General features: G+C 71.3%; 13 protein-coding genes, 3 tRNA genes and 1 riboswitch. Of the genes, 10 read left to right on the top strand and 6 right to left on the bottom strand.

Annotation, left to right across the window (positions count from 1 at the left end):
* Positions 1 to 58: 58 nt before the first annotated feature.
* Positions 59 to 2,884 carry an AAA family ATPase gene (locus ABH927_RS08860; RefSeq protein ID WP_370019750.1) on the bottom strand — a complete coding sequence of 942 codons (2,826 nt, stop codon included), beginning with the start codon at positions 2,882 to 2,884 and terminating at the stop codon, positions 59 to 61.
* A 215-nt stretch (positions 2,885 to 3,099) separates the two neighbouring features.
* Here ABH927_RS08860 and ABH927_RS08855 point away from each other — a divergent pair, with 215 nt between their 5' ends.
* From ABH927_RS08855 to ABH927_RS08840, 4 genes are all read left to right on the top strand, one after another.
* Positions 3,100 to 5,505 (top strand): molybdopterin oxidoreductase family protein, encoded by a 2,406-nt coding sequence (locus ABH927_RS08855; protein WP_370019749.1) that lies wholly within the window; start codon positions 3,100 to 3,102, stop codon positions 5,503 to 5,505.
* A 3-nt stretch (positions 5,506 to 5,508) separates the two neighbouring features.
* Entirely contained in the window at positions 5,509 to 5,967 is a 459-nt protein-coding gene (locus ABH927_RS08850) for a hypothetical protein (protein ID WP_370019747.1), read from the top strand.
* A gap of 283 nt (positions 5,968 to 6,250) precedes the next feature.
* Entirely contained in the window at positions 6,251 to 6,748 is a 498-nt protein-coding gene (locus ABH927_RS08845; protein ID WP_370019745.1) for a hypothetical protein, read from the top strand.
* Between the two features lie 114 nt (positions 6,749 to 6,862).
* Positions 6,863 to 7,666 carry an MFS transporter gene (locus ABH927_RS08840; protein WP_370019743.1) on the top strand — a complete coding sequence of 268 codons (804 nt, stop codon included), beginning with the start codon at positions 6,863 to 6,865 and terminating at the stop codon, positions 7,664 to 7,666.
* A gap of 385 nt (positions 7,667 to 8,051) precedes the next feature.
* Here ABH927_RS08840 and ABH927_RS08835 read toward each other — a convergent pair whose 3' ends face one another.
* The 4 genes from ABH927_RS08835 to ABH927_RS08820 all read right to left on the bottom strand — a co-directional run bounded on the left by ABH927_RS08835 (position 8,052) and on the right by ABH927_RS08820 (position 9,386).
* A complete protein-coding gene (locus tag ABH927_RS08835) occupies positions 8,052 to 8,840 on the bottom strand; it encodes a class I SAM-dependent methyltransferase (protein ID WP_370019742.1) in 789 nt (262 codons plus the stop codon).
* A 220-nt stretch (positions 8,841 to 9,060) separates the two neighbouring features.
* A tRNA-Val gene (locus ABH927_RS08830) sits at positions 9,061 to 9,132 on the bottom strand.
* A gap of 33 nt (positions 9,133 to 9,165) precedes the next feature.
* Positions 9,166 to 9,237: transfer RNA gene (locus ABH927_RS08825), tRNA-Gly, on the bottom strand.
* A gap of 78 nt (positions 9,238 to 9,315) precedes the next feature.
* A tRNA-Cys gene (locus ABH927_RS08820) sits at positions 9,316 to 9,386 on the bottom strand.
* A gap of 236 nt (positions 9,387 to 9,622) precedes the next feature.
* Here ABH927_RS08820 and ABH927_RS08815 point away from each other — a divergent pair.
* Both ABH927_RS08815 and glmS read left to right on the top strand, forming a co-directional pair.
* A complete protein-coding gene (locus tag ABH927_RS08815; RefSeq protein ID WP_370020220.1) occupies positions 9,623 to 9,841 on the top strand; it encodes a hypothetical protein in 219 nt (72 codons plus the stop codon).
* A gap of 8 nt (positions 9,842 to 9,849) precedes the next feature.
* Positions 9,850 to 11,667, top strand: a complete 1,818-nt coding sequence (gene glmS / locus ABH927_RS08810; RefSeq protein ID WP_370019740.1) for a glutamine--fructose-6-phosphate transaminase (isomerizing) — start codon at positions 9,850 to 9,852, stop codon at positions 11,665 to 11,667.
* A 105-nt stretch (positions 11,668 to 11,772) separates the two neighbouring features.
* Here glmS and ABH927_RS08805 read toward each other — a convergent pair whose 3' ends face one another.
* Complete coding sequence (locus ABH927_RS08805; protein ID WP_370019738.1) at positions 11,773 to 12,195, bottom strand: hypothetical protein; 423 nt, start codon at positions 12,193 to 12,195, stop codon at positions 11,773 to 11,775.
* A gap of 191 nt (positions 12,196 to 12,386) precedes the next feature.
* Between ABH927_RS08805 and ABH927_RS08800 the strand changes: the two genes are divergently transcribed.
* The 4 genes from ABH927_RS08800 (at position 12,387) to ABH927_RS08785 (ending at position 19,020) form a co-directional block, all read left to right on the top strand.
* On the top strand, positions 12,387 to 14,081 hold the full coding sequence (locus ABH927_RS08800) for a helix-turn-helix domain-containing protein (RefSeq protein WP_370019736.1): 1,695 nt from the start codon (positions 12,387 to 12,389) through the stop codon (positions 14,079 to 14,081).
* Positions 14,082 to 14,173: 92 nt separating this feature from the next.
* The gene (locus ABH927_RS08795) at positions 14,174 to 15,139 is read left to right on the top strand and encodes a Bug family tripartite tricarboxylate transporter substrate binding protein (RefSeq protein ID WP_370019735.1); all 966 of its coding nucleotides are present in this window, start codon (positions 14,174 to 14,176) and stop codon (positions 15,137 to 15,139) included.
* Between the two features lie 44 nt (positions 15,140 to 15,183).
* A riboswitch (cobalamin riboswitch) is annotated at positions 15,184 to 15,401 on the top strand.
* A 118-nt stretch (positions 15,402 to 15,519) separates the two neighbouring features.
* On the top strand, positions 15,520 to 17,748 hold the full coding sequence (locus tag ABH927_RS08790; protein ID WP_370019733.1) for a ribonucleoside-diphosphate reductase subunit alpha: 2,229 nt from the start codon (positions 15,520 to 15,522) through the stop codon (positions 17,746 to 17,748).
* Between the two features lie 273 nt (positions 17,749 to 18,021).
* Positions 18,022 to 19,020 carry a ribonucleotide-diphosphate reductase subunit beta gene (locus tag ABH927_RS08785; protein WP_370019731.1) on the top strand — a complete coding sequence of 333 codons (999 nt, stop codon included), beginning with the start codon at positions 18,022 to 18,024 and terminating at the stop codon, positions 19,018 to 19,020.
* The last annotated feature ends 13 nt before the right edge of the window (positions 19,021 to 19,033 follow it).

Raw genomic sequence — 19,033 nt, 5'->3', positions numbered from 1 at the left:
CCGGTGGCGGCACCATCGTGGAAAACTCGTACATGTCCCGCCGTGTACCGCCGCTCCTTCAGTCACGGCGGTTGAGCGCGGTCGCCACGCCCACCCGGGAGGAGACCTCCAGTTTGGCGAAGATGCGGGACAGGTGCGTCTCGACAGTCCGCACACTCAGGAACAGCCGCTGCGCGACCTGCTGGTTCGTCAGGCCGTCCGCGACCAGCAGGGCCACCTCCATCTCGCGGGGCGACAGCCCGAGCCGCGAGGCGTCCCCGCCGGCGGTCACCCGGACGCCGAGGCGGCGAAGCGCGCGCTCGGCCTGCGTCTTGAGGTTGCCCGCCCCGCACGTGCCGAAGACGTCGGCGGCGGCCTTGAGCCGCTCCCTGGCCCGCGCCTTGTCGGCCGCCTCCTGGTGGGCCAGCCCGGCGACGAGCAGCGCCCGGCCCGCGTCGAGCCGCCGATCGGCGGCGGCCAGCAGCTCGGCCGCCTCGGCGGCGGCCGCCGCCGCTGACGCGGGCTCCTTGGCGCGCAGCGCGTGGGCCCGGGCGAGCGGCACGAGCCCGGCGAAGGCGGGCAGCGCCGGGTCGTCGAGCTGGACCGCCCGCGCCGCCCACGCCATCGACTCGACCGTGTGGCCACGCGCCGCCGCGACCTGCGCCAGCGTCTCGCACGACAGCAGGAGCGTCGCCCGGTCCAGCCGCGGCGATTCGAACCCGTTGCACGCGTCGAGCACGGCGTCCGCGCCCTCCTCCAGCCGCCCGGCGTTGATCAGTGCCTGGCCCCTGGCGTAGCGGGCGATGGCCTCCCAGACCTCGCCCCCGCCGACTCCGCGCTGGACCGCCTCGTTCCCCGCGCCGATCGCCGTGTCGTCGTCGCCCGCCCATGACGCGGCGAGGCAGACCTGGGTGAGCGCGAAGACGAGCTGCTGGCCGGAGTCGAGCAACCGCGCGCCCTCGACGGACTCCTCCGCGGTGACCATCGCCGCGTCCAGCCGTCCCATCGTCACCAGCGTCCTGGCCCTGCCCGCGAGGAGGTTGGTCAGGATGTAGCTCTGGCCGGTCGAGCGGGCCACGGCCGCCGCACGGTCGAAGTGCCGGAGGGCGTCGCCGTACCGGCCGAGGCTGCTTTCCGCCCAGCACAGCCACGCGATGGCGTCGAGCCACTCGGAGAGATGGTCGTCGGGCGCCGTGTTGATCAGCCGGTCGGCCCTCTCGGCGTAGCGGAGCGCCTCGGCCGTCCGCCCGGCGGCGAAGGCCGGCATGGGCCGCAGCGCGGCCACCGCCACCTCGAGGCCGGGCTCCCAGTCCTCGGCCGTGTCCGGCATCAGGTCGAGCACCGCCTGGGCCGCCCGGAAGTCGACCCGCATCATGCTCTCGGCGACCAGCCGCATCCGCAGCGGCACCGCGGCCGCGGCCCGGGGGTTCGGCATGCGGCTCAGCTCGTCCAGCAGGAGCGCGCGGGCCTCGTGCGGACGGTCGAGCTGCCGCTCCATCAGCGCGCACAGCCGCGCCGCCCGTGCCCGGCGGGGGTAGTCGTCCTCCGGGAGCAGGCGCAGCAGCTCCCGGGCGGTGTCGCGCCCGTCCGCCAGCCTGCCGCTGACGCCCTGCGCCCAGCTCAGCTCCATTAGCAGGGCCAGGCGCTCCTCCCGCGTCGCGGCGTCGCCGGGCATCAGGCGCAGCGCCGCCTGCAGCCAGTGGGCCGAGGTCGCGGGCGCGTGCGTGGTGACCGCGCGGGCCGCCGTGACCAGCACCCCGACGGCGTCCAGGTCGCCGAAGGACCCGGAGTGCTCGACGTGGTGCGCCCGCGCGGTGGCCGGAGCGCCGAGCCGCGCCAGGTGGGCCGCGATCCGGGCGTGGGCCGCCAGCCGCCAGCCCGCCGCCGCCGACTCGTAGGCGGCCCGCCGTACGAGCGGGTGGCGGAACCGGAACCGGCCTCCGCTCGCCCGGACGATGTCGCGCTCCACCAGCTCGTCGAGCGCCGCCAGCGCGGTCGTGGCGGGCACCTCTGCGGCGACGGCGGCCATGGAGGGCTCGAACTCGTCGGCCGCCACCGCCGCGGCCTGCGCGACGAGCAGGGCGTCGGGGGAGAGGTCGCCCAGCTCGACCTGGAGCGCGGCGAGCACCGTGGGCGGCAGCTCAGCCACGTCCGTGTGGCCCATCCGCGCCAGGGCCTCGAGGTAGAACGGGTTTCCCGCGCTCGCCTCGTAGAGCGCCCGGCTCCGGGTGCGGCTGACGCTCGGCCCGAGGAACTCCTCGACCTCGGCCGGGCCGAGCGGTCCGACGACGACCTCGTGGCCGCGCGTGGCGGCCGTCGTGGTGAGCGTGGCCAGCCGCGGCGGGGCCTGGGCCGGGCGGTAGGCGGCCGCCACGAGCACCGGCCTCGCCGGCGGGTGCCGGATGATGTGGTCGAGGAACTCCATCGAGCTGTCGTCGGCCCAGTGGACGTCATCGAGGATCAGCACGAGCCCCGACGGCCCGGCGAGCAGGTCCACCATCTGCCGCAACGCGCGGTAGAGCCGGTAGCGGACCAGGCCGCTGCGGTCGGCGCCGGGACGCTCCTCCCCGGTCGCCAGCGCGGGGAAGACACCGGCCAGCAGGCCCGCCTGCGCGGCTCCGACCGCGTCGGCGATGTCCTCACGCCGCGCGTCGAGGTGGTCGTCGAGCGCGTCGACCAGCGCGCTGAACGGCATGACCTGCTCGAACTCGGCGGCGCGGCCCCACAGCGCGGTGAAGCCCCGCTCGCCGGCCATCGTCACCAGCTCGCCGAGGAGCCGGGTCTTGCCGGCTCCCGGGTCGCCGACCAGCGTGACGAACTGGAAGCCGTCTCGGAGGCTCGCGGTGAGGGCGTTCCCCAGCGCGGACAGCGCGTTCTGCCGTCCTACGAGAGGCGTGGAACCCACACTGACGCCCTCACTCAGCCGCGCCTACATCCATCTACATCCATCGGTAAACGTACTTTACAGATCAAGCGCCGTACATGAGGCGGACAAAGGCATCAACTCGCCATGGAAAGTATCCGAAAAGAAACCCGTCAGTTCGGTCGCCTTCCGTGCCCGGAGGCGCGCCGCGGGGTACGGGGAGCGTCGTGCACATCATGTGACCGGGGAGGTGCCAGGTGCCGGACCCGATCGCCGACCCCTGGGGGCGGCGCACGCCGTACGGACCTCCCGGCGGGGTGGAACGGCTGGCCGCGGCCTTGCCGGGACGCCTCCGGGACGCGCTGCCCGCCGAGCTCGGCCTCGGCAGTCCCTGGCCCGTGAGAGTGGACACGTTACTGGACGACGGCCTCACCGAGGCCGACGCCGACGCGTGGGCGCAGGGCGTCTCCTTCCTGCACTCCGGAGGCGACGCGCTCGACTTCGCGGTCAGGGACGGCCGCGTCGTGGGGTTGCGCGGCCGGGCCGCCGACCGGGTCAACCATGGCAGGCTCGACCCCAAGGAGACCTGCGGCCGCTGGGAACGAGCCCGGCTGACCCGCCCACTGGTCAGGGAGGGCGGCGAGCTGGTGGAGACCGACTGGGACACCGCCATGGGGCGGGTCGTCGCCCGCTCGAAGGAGCTGCTCGAAGCGCCCGGCGGCTGGGGCCGGTTCGGCTTCTACACCAGCGGGCGGCTGTTCCTCGAGGAGCACTACACCCTCGCCGTCCTGGCGAGGGCCGGGATCGGCACGCCGCACCTGGACGGCAACACCCGCGTCTGCGCGGCGACCGCGGCCGCCGCGCTCAAAGCCAGCTTCGGGGCCGACGGGCAGCCCGGCTCCTTCACGGACGTCGACCACTGCGACGCGATCGCGCTGTGGGGCCACAACGTGGCCGACACCCACACGGTGTTGTGGGAGCGGATGCTCGACCGCCGCCACGGGCCGCGGCCGCCCGCGATGATCGCCGTCGATCCGGACGACACTCCGGTGGCCCGGGAGGCCGACGTGCACCTCGCCGTCCGTCCCGGCACGAACGTGGCGCTGATGAACGCCCTCCTCCACGAGCTGATCGCGAACAACTGGTACGACGCCGCCTACGTCGGGAACCACACCGTCGGCTTCGCGGAGCTGTGCCGGGTCGTGGAGGCCTATCCCGCCAAGCGGGCCGCCGACATCTGCGCCGTCCCCGCGGGGCTGATCGAGCAGGCCGCCGAGATCCTCGGCTCGTGCGAGCGGCTGGTGTCGAGCGTGCTGCGGGGCTTCTACCAGTCCAACCAGGCGACCGCCGCGGCCTGCCAGGTTAACAACCTCCACCTGCTGCGCGGCATGCTCGGCCGGCCGGGGGCCGGCGTCTTCCAGATGGCGGGGCAGCCGTCCGCGCACAACGCGCGGGAGACCGGCACGGGGGGCGACCTCCCCGGAATGCGCAACTGGGAGAACCCCGAGCACGTGCGCGACCTCGCGGCGCTCTGGAACGTCGACCCCCTCGCGGGGCCGCCCACCCACGCCCTGCAGATCTTCCGGTACGCCGAGGAGGGCTCGATCAAGCTGCTGTGGATCGCGGCGGCCGACCCGGCGGTCTCGCTCCCGCACCTCGACCGGGTCCGCCGGACCCTCGCTGGGGAGGAGTTGTTCGTCGTCGTCCAGGACCTGTTCCTGACCGAGACCGCGCGGCTCGCCGACGTTGTGCTCCCGGCCGCGACGTGGGGGGAGAAGCTCGGCACCCTCACCGGCGCCGACCGCACGGTGCACATCTGCGAGAAAGCCGTGGAGCCGCCCGGCGACGCCCGCTCCGACCTCGACATCTTCCTCGACTACGCCCGCCGGATGGACTTCCGCGACCGGGACGGCGCACCGCTGATCCGATGGCACGACCCCGAGTCGGCTTTCGAGGCGTGGAAGGCCTGCTCGAAGGGCCGCCCGTGCGACTACACCGGCATCACCTACGACCGGCTGCGCGGCGGCAGCGGCATCCAGTGGCCCTGCACGCCGTCGACGCCGCACGGCACCGAGCGCCTGTACGCCGGGGGACGGTTCGCCACGGACCCGTCCGAGTGCCAGACGTACGGGTACGACCTGGCCACGGGCGCCGAGTGGGGGGTGGAACGCTACCGCGCGAAGGACCCGCGCGGCCGCGCCTTCCTCCACGCGGCCGACTACCGGCCCTCCGCGGAGGTGACGGGGGAGGGCTATCCGCTGCTGTTCGTCACCGGCCGGCCCGTCTGCCGGTTCCCGTCCCCGGCGCCCGAGCCCGGCCACGCGGACCGGGAGCCCTGGGTGGAGGTGAACCCCCAAGACGCCGCCGCGCTGGCCATCGGCGACGGCGACCTCGTCCGGGTGGAGTCGCGGCACTCGGCCCTGGAGGCGCCCGCCCGTGTGCGCGGAACGCGGCCCGGCGTCGTCTTCATGCCGTTTCACTCTGACACGGCGCGGGCCGCGGACGAGCTGACGGTCACGGGCTGGGACCCGGTCTCCAAACAGCCGATCTTCAACGTCGCCGCCGTCCGGGTCACGAAGGTGTCCGGCGCGGGCGACGGGGCAGGGGGCGTGGCGGAGGACCTCGGGTCCCTCAAGGGCTCCGAACGGCTAGAGGAGGTGTGACCGATGCACCTCGCCCACTACCTGCGGCTGCTCCACCGTTCCGAGAACGCGCTGGCCGAGGCGTTCCGCGAGATCAGGCGCGGCCACCCGCACGAGCCCGACATGTACGGCGTCTGCGAGCGCCTGGCCGTACAGTGCGGGGAGCAGGCGAGGCGGCTGGAGCCGTTCGTCCGGCGTTACTCGGCCGGAGCCTCCGAGGAGCCCGAGCGGCTGCACTCCGCGCTCTTCTCCGGCACGCGGCCAGGCTGTCTCGGGCTGCTGCGCGACCTGCACGACGTCTACCTCCTGGCGACCGAATGCGAGATCGCCTGGTCGATCGTCGCGCAGGGGGCACAGGGCGCCCGGGACGAGGAACTGCTGGAGGTCGTGCGCCACTGCGGGGGCGACACCGCCGTCCAGTTGCTGTGGCTTCGCACCAGAATGAGACACGCCGCCCCACAGGCTCTTGTCGTCGCCTCTTGATATGGTGCGTGGCCTTAAGTCTTGATCACTACGAAGGCCTCCCCCACCGTGCCTCCCGCATCCGCGCCTCCCCCACCGCCGCCCCTGCCTCCCGCACGGGGGCGCCAGCCGTACCCGCTGTTCTGGTGGTGGCTCGCGGCCGGCCTGACGACATGGAGTCTCGTCGACGACCGTCGTCGGCGTCCTCGACCCGGCGCGCGAGTGGTCGGCTCCCGGGGAGCACACATCGGAGAGTTCCGGCGAAGGGACCCTCGGCCTGGAATGGTCGGACCGTTCGACGCTCGTGTTCCGAGGCAGCGCGGGCCGCGGGCACCTGCCAGGGCTGCTGTCCCTCGACACCAGGAGCGCCGCCGGGAGCCTCCTGCCGCGCGAGCCGTACCTCTCGGCGAAGGACCTCGCGATCGATGGCGCCCTGCTGACCCCCGGCGCGGACCTGGCGATCGTCGTCGATGGCGATGAATTCCAGCCGTACGACCAGAGAGTGATCGTCTACGGCGTCGGCGCGAGGAAGCCGCTCGGTACGGCTTTCGCGTCCGGCTGCGGATCCGTCGCCTCCGTCGCGCTTGATTCCTCAGGGCGGCACCTGCTGGTGGGCACGCACAGCGACGTCGCGGAATGCGGGAACGCCTCGCCGGACCGACTGATTCGCGTCGATCTCCCCGCCGGGCTCGACGGCGTGAAGGTCGTGCCTGCGCGCTACCCCGGCGACCTGCCCGACCTGCGGTTACCGCAGCGGGCGGTCTGGCACGGGGAGCGCCCGGTATCCGGGCTCGCCTGGTAGCGAACAGCCGTTGTGCCACCCGGCGAGGGGCGCCTACGGTGTCGCGGGGAAGATCTCTCCACGGGGAACGGAGGCCGGTTGGCGGACGACACGGCAGAGGGAACCTCCCGGTCCTTGTGGGGGAATCGCGGCTTCACCCTGTTCCTGGGCGCCCAGACGCTCTCGGTCGTGGGCGACTCCTTCTCGGCGGCGTTCGGCCCCGCCGCCGCGATCGCGATAGACGCGGGAAGCTTCGCCGTCTCCGCCATCGGCCTCTGCTTCGTCCGCCCGCGCGCGAGGGTCACGCCGGCCGCACCTGCGACGGCGTGGCGGGACTTCCTGGTGGGCGCGCGGTTCCTGTGGCGGCATCCGGTCCTGCGGGCCCTGACCGTGCTGCTGTCGTTCCTCACCTTCGTCACCTACGGCCTGCCGGACGTGCTGATCTACCACCTCAAGCATGACCTCGGGCAGCCCGACAACGTCGCCGGATATGTGCTCGCGGTGGCGACGACCGGGACCGTCGCGGCCGCCCTCCTCATAACGCCGGTCCGTAAGACGTTCGGGTTCGGCATGGCCTGGATCGGGTCCTACGCGCTGTGCGGGCTCGCCGTCTTCTTCCTCGGGCTCGCCCCGAACGTCCCCATGGTCGCGGTGCTTGCGACGGCCTACCTCTTCTCGACGGGCGCGGCCGGGATCTCCTCCATGTCCTTACGGCAGGAGGTCACCCCCGACCACCTGCTGGGACGGGTCACGTCGGCGTTCTGGACCGTCCACTCGGCCCTCGGGCCGCTCGGCGCGGCACTGCTCACCTGGGCGGCCAGTCGCTACGGTGTCGCGGCCGTGTGCACGGTCGCCGGGGTCGGTTGCCTGGCCATCGCCCTGTCCGCCACGGCGACCCCCGTCCGCCGCCCCCGCCCCGAACTCCCCGACCCCGCCTGAAGTTCGCGTCGATGGGAGCGCTTAAGCGTCGTCCCCGACTCGGTCGAGGATGAGGGTGGCTGCGGCCGGTGGCAGAAGTGCGGACCACACGACGGTGCCCGGTGGCAGGAGTACCTGGCGGTGTGGGCCGAGTTGCGCGGCCGGGATATGGCCGAGGGCGTGGTCAGGACGACCCGCCGCCGGACGAGCCGGAGCCTGGCCGAGATGATCGGTGATGCGGTCGCCGGAGGGCCGGAAATTTGGACGTCACGCGTGACCTGGGCCGTCAGGTCAGCGCCCGCCTGAGCTCGTAGCCCGGACTGGAACGTACGAGGCCAACTGCTGGTGAATGACGCACTCCCCGGCGGGAGGAAGGGACGCTGATGCCGCACTGGCTCAAAGGTCTTCACGTACGTGCCGTGGTCAGCAGGTGGCCGAAGCCGAGCTGAGCGGGGTCGTTCTCGGTACGGCGGGCCACGTCGAGTAGCAGGGTGCGTCGTGCGGGGTCGTCGAGCCAGTCCTCGGCGTACAGGGCGAAGACTCCTTCGAGGGCGTATTGCGTGGCGCCGGGCAGTCCGGTGTCGGCGAACTCGCCGAGGACTTCCTGGGGGTCGTGGAAGTAGGCGGTGGTGAACCCGATGTCGCCGTTGTCGGGCAGGACGCCGGTGCGGGCCGCCTGGTCGGCCGCCTGCCGTACCTGCTCATCCTGGTAGAGGCCCAGGCGGATCATGTCGTGGACGGCGGCCCAGCGGGCGATGGTGGCGGCGATGACGAGCCCGCCCGGACGTACCGCCCGCCGGGCCTCGGTCAGCGCGGTGATCCGGTCGGCACGGTCGATCAGGTGGTAGAGCGGGCCGAGCAGCAGGACGACGTCGACTGAGGAGTCCGGGACGTCGAGGCGCCGGGCGTCACCGAGCCGGGCCGTGACGCCGGGCAGCCGGGAAGCCTGCTCGACGTGGAGTGGGATCGGATCGATCAGCTCGACCTGATGACCGGTGGCGGCCAGCCATTCCGCGTGGATGCCGCTGCCGCCGCCCACGTCCAGGATTTGCGCGGGGGCGGGCGGCAGGAGGCGGCGGAGTACGTCCTGGGTGCGCCAGAACTCCAGCCTGTTCCTGCCGCTCCGGAGGCGGCCGTCCTCACGGCCCTGGAGGTAGTAGTCGAGGATCTCCGGCGCGAATCTGTTGGATGGCATCGACGTCATGGTCGAATCCTGGACATATCGCATAAGGAGATCAATCGGATAAGTGCCGGACCTGCTGCAGGCGCTCACCCCGGAGGCGCGCAGGCGAGACTCGACCGCGCCTTGCGGAACCTGATCGAGCGGGACAAGCCGGTCTGACCGTTTTCCTAGGACGTCCATGGTCGACCTGGAAAGCAGAAAGTCCCAGATCGCTGACCTGGGACTTCTTGAGTGGACGATACTGGGATTGAACCAGTGACCTCTTCCGTGTCAGGGAAGCGCTCTCCCGCTGAGCTAATCGTCCGTGCCTGCTGCATCGTGGCTTGATGCGACCGCGAGCGGAAGACGGGATTCGAACCCGCGACCCTCACCTTGGCAAGGTGATGCTCTACCACTGAGCCACTTCCGCGTTGTCGTCCGGGTGAATCCCCGGCGACGCATGACTTACTTTAGCGGATCCGGCGGTGTGCCCGCGCCGGTCCGTCAGAGGTGGAGACGGGATTTGAACCCGTGTACGCGGCTTTGCAGGCCGCTGCCTCGCCTCTCGGCCACTCCACCAGGCGCTCGACCACTCTAGCGGTCCCTCGGTCGGCCCGGGGCAACGAGCAGACCAAGATCCGCTCCGGAAGGACGTGTCCTTCCATACCCGGGGGTGGCATCACTTCGCGACTGATCCTGCCCGAATACGGGCAGGAAACTTGATAGTCGGCATCTGCGCTGCGTTAGGGTCCTGCTCTGTGTCCACGGCACGGCATCCCTTCGAGGATCTGATCGGTCATCTCACCAGGACCACCATGCTCGGCCCCGGTGAGGCGGCACGTGTGGTCGCCGACGTTCTGGCGTATTTCGGCGAGCCCGTCGACGAGTACGTGCGGCGGCGCCATGGCGAGCTCAAGTTGAGGGGGTTCACCAACGACGAGATCTTTCCAAGGATCTCCGCCGAGCTTTCGGGAAGGCGTGTCGCGGCACCGGAGCTGTCCCTGCGCCAGCTCCGCCGGATTGTTTACGGATAGGAGCGGATATGTGCGGAATCGTCGCTTACGTCGGGCCACAGGACGCGGCGCCCATCCTGCTCGAAGGACTCCAGCGCCTTGAGTACCGCGGCTACGACTCGGCGGGCCTCGCCGTCGTCAACTCCAAGAGCCTGAGGACGCGCAAGGTCAAGGGCCGGGTGGCCGACCTGGCGGCAGCCGTACCGTCCCGGTTCAAGGGCACGCTCGGCATCGGGCACACCCGCTGGGCCACGCACGGGGCCCCGAGCGACGTCAACGCACACCCCCACCTCGACCACGAGCAGCGCATCGCGGTCGTCCACAACGGCATCATCGAGAACGCCGACGAGTTGCGCCGCCGCCTGGAGGCCGACGGGGTCGTCTTCGAGAGCGAGACCGACACCGAGGTCCTCTCCCACCTGATCGGGCGCACCGTCAAGGAGACCGAGTCGCTGGAGGAGGCGGTCCGCAGGGCGCTGAAGAGCGTCGTCGGCACGTACGGCATCGCGGTCGTGGACGCGCAGCGGCCCGGCGAGATCGTGGTCGCCCGCAACGGCAGCCCGATCGTCCTCGGGATCGGCGAGAAGGAGATGTTCGCGGCGTCCGACGTCGCCGCGCTGATCCGCTACACCCGGCAGGTCGTCCACCTGGAGGACGGCGAGCTCGCGGTCCTGAAGGCGGACGGCTTCCACACGTTCACGAGCGACGCGCGGGAGACCGCGAAGGAGCCGTTCACCGTCGACTGGGACGCCGGCCACTACGACAACGGCGGCTACGAGCACTATCTCCTCAAGGAGATCTCCGAGCAGCCCGACACGGTCGCCCGCACGCTGCGCGGCCGCATCGACGCCCGGTTCCACATCGCCCACCTCGGCGGGCTCAACATGGACCCGCGCGAGTCCCGCTCGTTCCGCCGCGTGAAGATCATCGGCTGCGGCTCGGCCTACTACTCGGGCCAGATCGGCGCCCAGCTCATCGAGGAGCTGGCCCGCATCCCCGCCGACGCGGAGCCGGCGTCGGAGTTCCGCTACCGCAGCCCGGTGGTCGAGCCCGACACCCTGTACGTCGCGATCAGCCAGTCGGGGGAGACCTACGACACGCTCGCGGCCGTCCAGGAGCTGAAGCGCAAGGGCGGCCGGGTGCTCGGCATCGTCAACACGGTCGGCAGCGCGATCGCCCGTGAGTGCGACGGCGGCGTCTACCTCCACGCGGGCCCCGAGGTGTCGGTCGCCTCGACGAAGGCGTTCACCTCGACCACGGTCGCGTTCGCGCTGCTCGCCCTCCACCTGGGCCGTGTCAGGGACCTGTCCCCTGCCGACGGCAGGCGGATCTGCGAGGGGCTGAGGAAGCTGCCCGAGCAGATCAAGGAGATCCTCACCCAGGAGGAGCAGATCAGGGCGCTCGCGATGAAGTACGCCGACGCGCCCGGCATGATGTTCGTCGGCAGGGTCAGGGGCTACCCGGTGGCCCGCGAGGGCGCCCAGAAGCTCAAGGAGATCTCGTACGTCCACGCCGAGGCGTATCCGGCGAGCGAGCTCAAGCACGGCCCGCTCGCGCTCATCAGCCCCGAGCTCCCGACGGTGGCGATCGTCCCGGACGACGAGCTGCTCGACAAGAACCTCACCACGCTCGGCGAGATCCGGGCCAGGCACGGGCGCATCCTGATGGTCGGGCACCGGACCGCCGACGCGGCCGACGACTGCGTCGTGATCCCGAAGAACGAGAGCGAGCTCGACCCGATCCTGCTCACGATCCCGCTGCAGCTCTTCGCCTACCACGCCGCCGTGGCGCTCGGCCGTGACGTCGACAGGCCGCGCAACCTGGCCAAGAGCGTCACCGTCGAGTGAGCCCGGGGTCCGGAAGGAGGTACGGCTCGCGCCGCGCCGGCGCGAGCCGTACCCCTAAGAGACCCCTAGGAGACCCCTAAGAGACCCCTGAAGGTCCCTAAGAGGTCATCCGCCGTAGCACTTGGGCCAGCCCAGCGCGTTGCGGGTGCAGTAGACGGTCCCGTTGTTGTTGATCCGCACGTAGGTGTGCCGGTTGTAGGTGTGGCCGTTGTGCTCGAAGCTCGTGCCGTCGAACGTGAACGCGTCGGTGTCCTTGAAGAGCCACCCGCACGAATCGGTCGAGTTGCTCCCGGACCGCACGTCGCAGGTGCCGCAGTGGGGGTACTGCCCTGGGTTGGCGAGAGGCGGGCACGAGCCGCCGGAGCGGTCGAACGACGCGGCCACGGCCGTGTGGCCAGAGCTGTTGTAGAGCTTCCCGCAGCCGAAGCTGTTGCAGTCGTCGGCGTGCGCGGTCGACGCGGTGAGGAACTGGAGCATGGCGAACAGCAGGCCGGCGCCCAGCAGGGCGGCGAGGCGAGTGCGGCGCATCGATCTGACTCCCTTAATGGCGTGATCTACGGTCCAGACTCTGGCCGACGCCTGCGCGCCCAACAAGGAGTCACGCCCGATCTGGGATGGGTGGGATGCCCGTCTCCGGGTTGACCGGCGTGTTCACCCGCTGTTCGGGACGCGCTGCCATACTTCCGCTGCGCGTCCGCAATCCCTGTGAGGAGGTTCCAGTGGCCGGATCGGGGGCAGCGCAAGAGTTCGCCCGCCTCCTTCGGAGACTGAAGGAGCGCAGCGGGCGCAGTTACGAGGACTTGGCCGGCGGGGCCTACGTCAGCGGCTCGACGCTCCACCGGTACTGCAACGGCCGCAGCGTGCCGCCCGACGCCGCGATCGTGGTCCGCATCGCCAGAGAGTGCGGGGCGAGCGCGAAGGAGCTCCAGGAGGTGATGGCCGCCTGGGCCGCCGCCGACACCGAGCGGCGCCGGGCACCCACCGTGGAGTCATCGCCGCCAACTGCCGTACCTGCGCCGCCGCCAAGTGCCGTACCGGCACCCGCACCGGCACTGGCACCGTCGCCGCCGTCCGCCGCTCCTGCGTCCAGGCCTCGCCGGATGCCGTGGGTGCGGCTGGCCGGCCTGCTCTTCACGCTCGTGTGGGTGGCGGCGAGCGCGTCCGCGGCCGGGCGAGGGCCGGACCACCGGCAGGTCTCCATGCCGCAGCGGGTCTCCGCGCCGCAGTGGATTTCCGGGCCGAGCTGGGTTCACGCGCCCACGCCGGTCGACCCGAGGATGTTCGGGGTCACCCTCAACTCGAACACCGGCACGATGCCCGGGTTCCGGATCGGGGCCGTGCGGTTCTGGGACAGCTCGACCCGATGGGCGGACATCCAGCCTCGTCGCGGCGAGTACGACTGGGCCACGCTCGACCGCCTGGTGGCGGGCGCGGACAAGGCCGGGCTGCCCCCGCTGTACGTGTTCGGCGCCGCTCCCGCGTGGGCCGCTCCGGGCGCTCCGCTCGGTCCCTACAGCGACGGCTCCCGCGCCGCCGGTCCGGACGACCTGGCCGACTGGGACGCGTTCGTACGGGCGGTGGCGACCCGGTACCGCGGGAGGATCGAGGCCTACGAGCTGTGGGTGCTGGCCAACGATCCCAGGTTCTACAACGGCTCGCCGCGGAGTCTCGTGGAGATGACCCGCCGGGCCGCCGGCATCATCAGGGAGGCCGACCCGCGGGCGGTCATCGTGTGCCCGGGGATGGGCCGCTTGTGGGAGGCGAAGGCGCGCGAGGCGCTGCGGAGCTTCGCGATGCTCGGCGGCTACCGGTACTGCGACGCCGCGGGCATCAAGCTGTTCCAGCGGCACCCGGCGGATCCCCCCGAGACGATGCTGGAGATCGTCCGGTTCGTGGATCGGGCCATGCACGAGGCCGGTGTGCACCGGCCCCTCTGGAACACCGGCACGACGTACGAGATCCCGCTCCAGGGATCGCTCGACAGCCAGGCGGCGGTCGACCACGCCGCCCGGTTCTACCTCGTCGGGCTCTACGGCGCGAACTACAACCTCCGCCGGATGTACTTCTACAACTGGGGCGGGACGAAGATCCCCATCGTGCTGCAGGCCGAGGGCGGCGCCCCCACCCGTGCCGCCCTGGCCGTCGAGCAACTGCAGCGCTGGCTGTCGGGGGCCCGGCTCCGCGCCTGCGGGCGAGGCCTGCCCATCGCGCTGCCCGAGAACGTCTGGCAGTGCGAGTTCACCATCGCGGGAGCCCGGGGAACGCGTCCCGCCGTCATCAGGTGGACCGACGCGGGCATGGCCGACACCGTCCCGCCGCCCGGCGCGACGAGCGTCCGCCACCTCGACGGCACGCTCACCAAGCCCGGAGACATGATCCGCATCACCGAGGAGCCGGTGCTGATCGAGTCCTGATCGGGGGTTCGAATCCCAAAGCCGGAAATATGGTCACATGGCGTAATTAGCCGTACTCTGTCCGTATCGGGAGCTTCTGGGGAGGTGCCGACGTGCGACGCCGGGCGGTTCTCGTGCTGGGGGCGGGCGTGGCGGCCCTCGCGGCCGGGTGCGGGACGGACGGCCCGCCGTCGCAGGGCGACATCTCCCTCGTCGTCCCGGGGTCCGCCGGGAACCTGTGCGACGGCTTCGCCCGCGAGCTGAAGGCGCTCATCGAGGGCCGCAAGTGGGCGCGCAGCGTGAACATCAGGAGCCGGCAGGGGGACGGCGGGAGTGGGACGCCGTCCGTCGCGCGGTTCGTCGCGGCGGGACGCCGAGGCGACCTGATGGTCGCGGATCCCGCCCTCATCGCCGTCGCGGCGATGGACCGCGCCCGGCCCTTCGCCGTCGGCGCCTCGCCCCTCGCCCGGCTGGCCGGTCAGTGGGAGGTGCTCGTCACCTCCCCGGACTCCCGATTCCGGACGTTCGACGACTTCGCCGCCGCCCTGCTCCGCGACCCGTCCGGGGCCAAGGTCGCGGGCGGGGCCCCGGGCGGGGCCGACCACCTGCTCTACGGTCTGACCGCCCAGGGGCTCGGCGTGGACCTGCGGCTGCTTCACTACACCTCCTTCGGAGACTGCTCTCAGGCGGTCGCCGCGATGCTGGACGGCCGGGCGACGATCGGGTTCGGCGGCCACGGGGACGTCGCCCGGCACATCGCGGCCGGACGGCTCCGGCCGCTGGCCGTCTCCTCGCCGGAGCGCCTGGCGGGGGTGGACGCGCCGACCCTGGTCGAGTCCGGGGTGCGCCTCATCTACGCCGACTGGTTCGGCCTGCTCGGCCCCGGCACGCTGGGAGACCGGGAGCGCGACGCGCTGCTCGATCTCTGCCGGGCCGTGGACGGCTCGCCCTCCTGGCGGCGGGCGTGCGCCCGTAACGGCTGGACGCCGATGTGCCTCGCCGGGGACGACTTCCGGCAGTGGCTCACCAGCGAGGCCGGCCGTACCAAGCGGGTCCTCGGCGATCTGGGGCTGCTGTGACGGACACAACCTGTAGGGGTTGTTGCGTCGCATGGCACTAGATGTAGGATCCACACGTTGCTGGTTCACCCCAGGGTGAGGCAAGAGGGAACCCGGTGGGAGTCCGGGACTGCCCCGCAGCGGTGAGCGGGAACGACCGCCGTCAACTGAGCACTGGGCGCGATGAGACGCGCCTGGGAAGCGACGGCCATTAGGACCGGCGGGCGAGAGCCGTACCGGATGCCCGCGAGTCCGAAGACCTGCCGGTGACGTGCGCGCGGACCTCGCGCGCACTCCGCCGGGCCTCGCGGGAGGGTCCGCCGCGGTACGGCACGGCGCCGCCGTGCGCGTGCCGAGGTGTGCCCGTCTCGCGATGCTCTTGAGTTCGCGAGGGAGAGCACGTGACACAGACGACGATCGCGGATCCGCGGCAGAGCCGGTGGCTGGCGATCGAGGAGGCGGCGGCCGGGGTCGTCACCGACCCGGAGAACTCCAAGGTCGCGGCGCGGCTGCTGGGGAGCCTGATCGCGGACGACGTGGCCGCGCACGGGGTGCGGAGCTTCTCGGAGTCGGTCGCCGCGACGCACGAGGCGGGGCTCCTGCACGACGGGATCGCCGGATTCGTGGCGGCCAACGCGGCGGAGCTCGACGCGCTGATCGATCCGGAGGCGGACGGCCGGTTCGAGTACTTCGGCCTGCGGACGGTCTACGACCGCTACCTGCTGCGGCACCCGATCACGCGCGGCGTGCTGGAGCGGCCCCAGCACTTCTTCCTGCGGGTGGCCTGCGGGCTGTCGTCCTCGGTGGGTGAGGCGTCGGTGGCTGAGGCGTCGGTGGGTGAGGCGGCGGTCGCGGAGGCGGCGGAGCTCTACCGCCTGATGTCCACGCTGACGTACCTGCCCAGCTCGCCCACGCTGTTCAACTCGGGCGCGCGCAGGCAGCAGCTCTCGTCGTGCTTCCTGCTCGACTCGCCGCGCGACGAGCTGGAGGGCATCTACGAGCGGTACGCCCAGGTGGCGCGGCTGTCGAAGTACGCGGGCGGGATCGGCGTCTCGTGGACCCGGGTCCGGTCGCGGGGCTCCCTCATCCGGGGCACGAACGGGCTCTCCAACGGCATCGTGCCGTGGCTGCGGACCCTGGACGCCTCGGTGGCGGCGGTGAACCAGGGCGGCCGCCGCAAGGGCGCGGCCTGCGTCTACCTGGAGACCTGGCACGCGGACATCGAGGAGTTCCTGGAGCTGCGGGACAACACGGGCGAGGACGCCCGGCGCACGCACAACCTCAACCTCGCCAACTGGGTGCCGGACGAGTTCATGCGCCGGGTCGAGGCCGACGGGGTGTGGTCATTGTTCGACCCCAAGGAGACGCCCGAGCTGACCGACCTGTGGGGCGCCGACTTCGACCGGAAATATCGCGAGCTGGAGGACTCCGGGCGGTTCGTGCGGCAGGTCTCCGCGCGGGCGCTGTACGCCCGGATGATGCGGACGCTCGCCCAGACCGGCAACGGCTGGATGACGTTCAAGGACGCCGCCAACCGCACCTCGAACCAGACCGCGCTGCCGCGCAACGTCATCCACCTGTCCAACCTCTGCACCGAGATCCTCGAGGTGACGAGCGACGCCGAGACCGCCGTCTGCAACCTCGGCTCGGTCAACCTCGCCGCTCACCTCGACGCGGGGGATCTCGATTGGACGCGGCTCCGCGCCACCGTGCGCACCGCCGTACGGTTCCTTGACCGGACGATCGACCTCGGCTTCTATCCCACGCCGGAGGCCGAGGCCGCCAACCGGAGGTGGCGCCCCGTCGGGCTCGGCGTGATGGGCCTGGCGGACGTGTTCTTCGCGCTGCGCCTGCCGTTCGACTCGCCGGAGGCGCTGGCGCTGTCGACGAGGATCGCCGAGGAGATCGCGCTCGCGGCGTACGGCACGTCGGCCGATCTGGCGGCGGAGCGGGGGCGCCATCCGTCGTACGAGGAGACCAGGGCCTCGGACGGCGTGCTCCACCTGGACCACTACCCGTGCTCGCCGTTGCATCCCGGCGAGTGGGCCGCGCTCCGGGCCAGGATCGCCGAGACCGGCCTGCGGAACTCGCTGATGATCGCTATCGCGCCCACGGCCACGATCGCGTCCATCGCCGGCTGCTACGAGTGCATCGAGCCGCAGGTGTCGAACGTCTTCAAGCGGGAGACTCTCTCCGGAGAGTTCCTCCAGGTCAACCGCTATCTCGTGCGTGACCTCCAGGCCCGGGGGCTGTGGACCCAGGCCATGCGCGACGCCATCAAGCGGGCGGACGGCTCCGTGCAGGACATCCCCGGCATCCCGCAGGAGCTCCGGGCGCTCTACCGGACCGCCTGGGAGCTGCCGCAGAAGGCGCTCATTGACCTGGCCGCGGCGCGGCAGCCGTACATCGACCAGGCGCAGTCGCTGAACCTCTTCATGGCCACCCCGACGATCGGCAAGCTCTCGTCGATGTACGCCTACGCGTGGCGGTCGGGCCTGAAGACGACCTATTACCTGCGTTCGCGCCCCGCGACGCGGATCGCCCAGACGACGGTGTCCGCCCCGGCGGTGGACGCCGAGGCGATCGCCTGCTCCCTCGAAAGCCCCGAGACCTGCGAAGCGTGCCAATAACTCCGCGTGATCATGCAGACATTCCCGCGAAGGCCGGCTGACCTGCGCCGACCGTGCGCGTGATCATGCACGCCTTCCCGTGAACGCCGGGTGCCCAGGGGGTGCGCCATTCGTGATCATGCAGCTGCCCGGCAGTGCATGATCGCGTACGGCACGTGCGCCGGTAGACCTGCATGGTCGGGACCCTCTGCATGATCACGATTGAGGTTGGCGCAGGTCATGCCGGATGCGCGGGAACCTGTGCATGATCACCACCAGAGGAAGGTGACAAAGATGATGTTGCTCGATCCGGGGATGGACCTGACCCTGCGGCCCATGCGGTATCCGGGGTTCTACGAGCGGTTCCGCGCGGCGATCCGGAACACGTGGACCGTGGAGGAGGTGGACCTCCACTCCGACCTGGCCGATCTGGCGAGGCTCGACGACGGCGAACGGCATCTGATCAACCGGCTCGTGGCGTTCTTCGCCACCGGTGACTCGATCGTGGCCAACAACCTCGTGCTGAACCTCTACCAGCACGTCAACGCCCCCGAGGCGCGGCTCTACCTCAGCAGGCAGCTGTTCGAGGAGGCGGTCCACGTCCAGTTCTACCTGACCCTCCTCGACACCTACCTGCCCGACCACGACGAGCGGGCCAAGGCGTTCGCCGCCGTGGAGCACATCCCCTCGATCCGGGACAAAGCCGAGTTCTGCTTCCGGTGGATCGACTCGATCAACGGGCTCGACCGCCTGGAGACCAGGGACGACCGGCGGCGGTTCCTGCTCAACCTGATCTGCTTCGCCGCCTGCATCGAGGGCCTGTTCTTCTACGGCGCCTTCGCCTACGTCTACTGGCTCCGCTCCCGCGGCCTCCTCGGGGGCCTGGCCACGGGGACCAACTGGGTGTTCCGCGACGAGTCCATGCACATGGAGTTCGCCTTCGACGTCGTGGACACCGTGCGGCGCGAGGAGCCCGGCCTCTTCGACGACGACCTCGGCAAGCAGGTCACCCTGATGATCGAGGAGGCGGTCGCCGCCGAGCTGGCCTTCGCCCGCGACCTCTGCGGCGACGGGCTGCACGGCATGAGCGCGGAGCAGATGCGGCAGTATCTCGAATACGTCGCCGACCAGCGGCTCGCCCGGCTCGGCCTGCCCATCCGGTACGGCACGGCCAACCCGTTCGCCTTCATGGAGCTCCAGGACGTCCAGGAGCTCGCGAACTTCTTCGAGCGCAGGGTCTCCGCCTACCAGGTGGCCGTCGAGGGGGACGTCAGCTTCGACGAGTCGTTCTAAAGCGCCTCAAGAG

It is taken from the genome of Planotetraspora sp. GP83 (assembly GCF_041262585.1).
Lineage (GTDB): Bacteria > Actinomycetota > Actinomycetes > Streptosporangiales > Streptosporangiaceae > JAOEGB01.
This window is presented reverse-complemented; position numbering and strand designations above follow the sequence as displayed.

Coding starts and splice junctions, on each gene's coding strand:
- ABH927_RS08850 (WP_370019747.1), top strand. CDS start 5,509: ATGCACCTCGCCCACTACCTGCGGCTGCTCCACCGTTCCGAGAACGCG.
- ABH927_RS08835 (WP_370019742.1), bottom strand. CDS start 8,840: ATGCCATCCAACAGATTCGCGCCGGAGATCCTCGACTACTACCTCCAG.
- ABH927_RS08815 (WP_370020220.1), top strand. CDS start 9,623: ATGCTCGGCCCCGGTGAGGCGGCACGTGTGGTCGCCGACGTTCTGGCG.
- glmS (WP_370019740.1), top strand. CDS start 9,850: ATGTGCGGAATCGTCGCTTACGTCGGGCCACAGGACGCGGCGCCCATC.
- ABH927_RS08805 (WP_370019738.1), bottom strand. CDS start 12,195: ATGCGCCGCACTCGCCTCGCCGCCCTGCTGGGCGCCGGCCTGCTGTTC.
- ABH927_RS08785 (WP_370019731.1), top strand. CDS start 18,022: ATGATGTTGCTCGATCCGGGGATGGACCTGACCCTGCGGCCCATGCGG.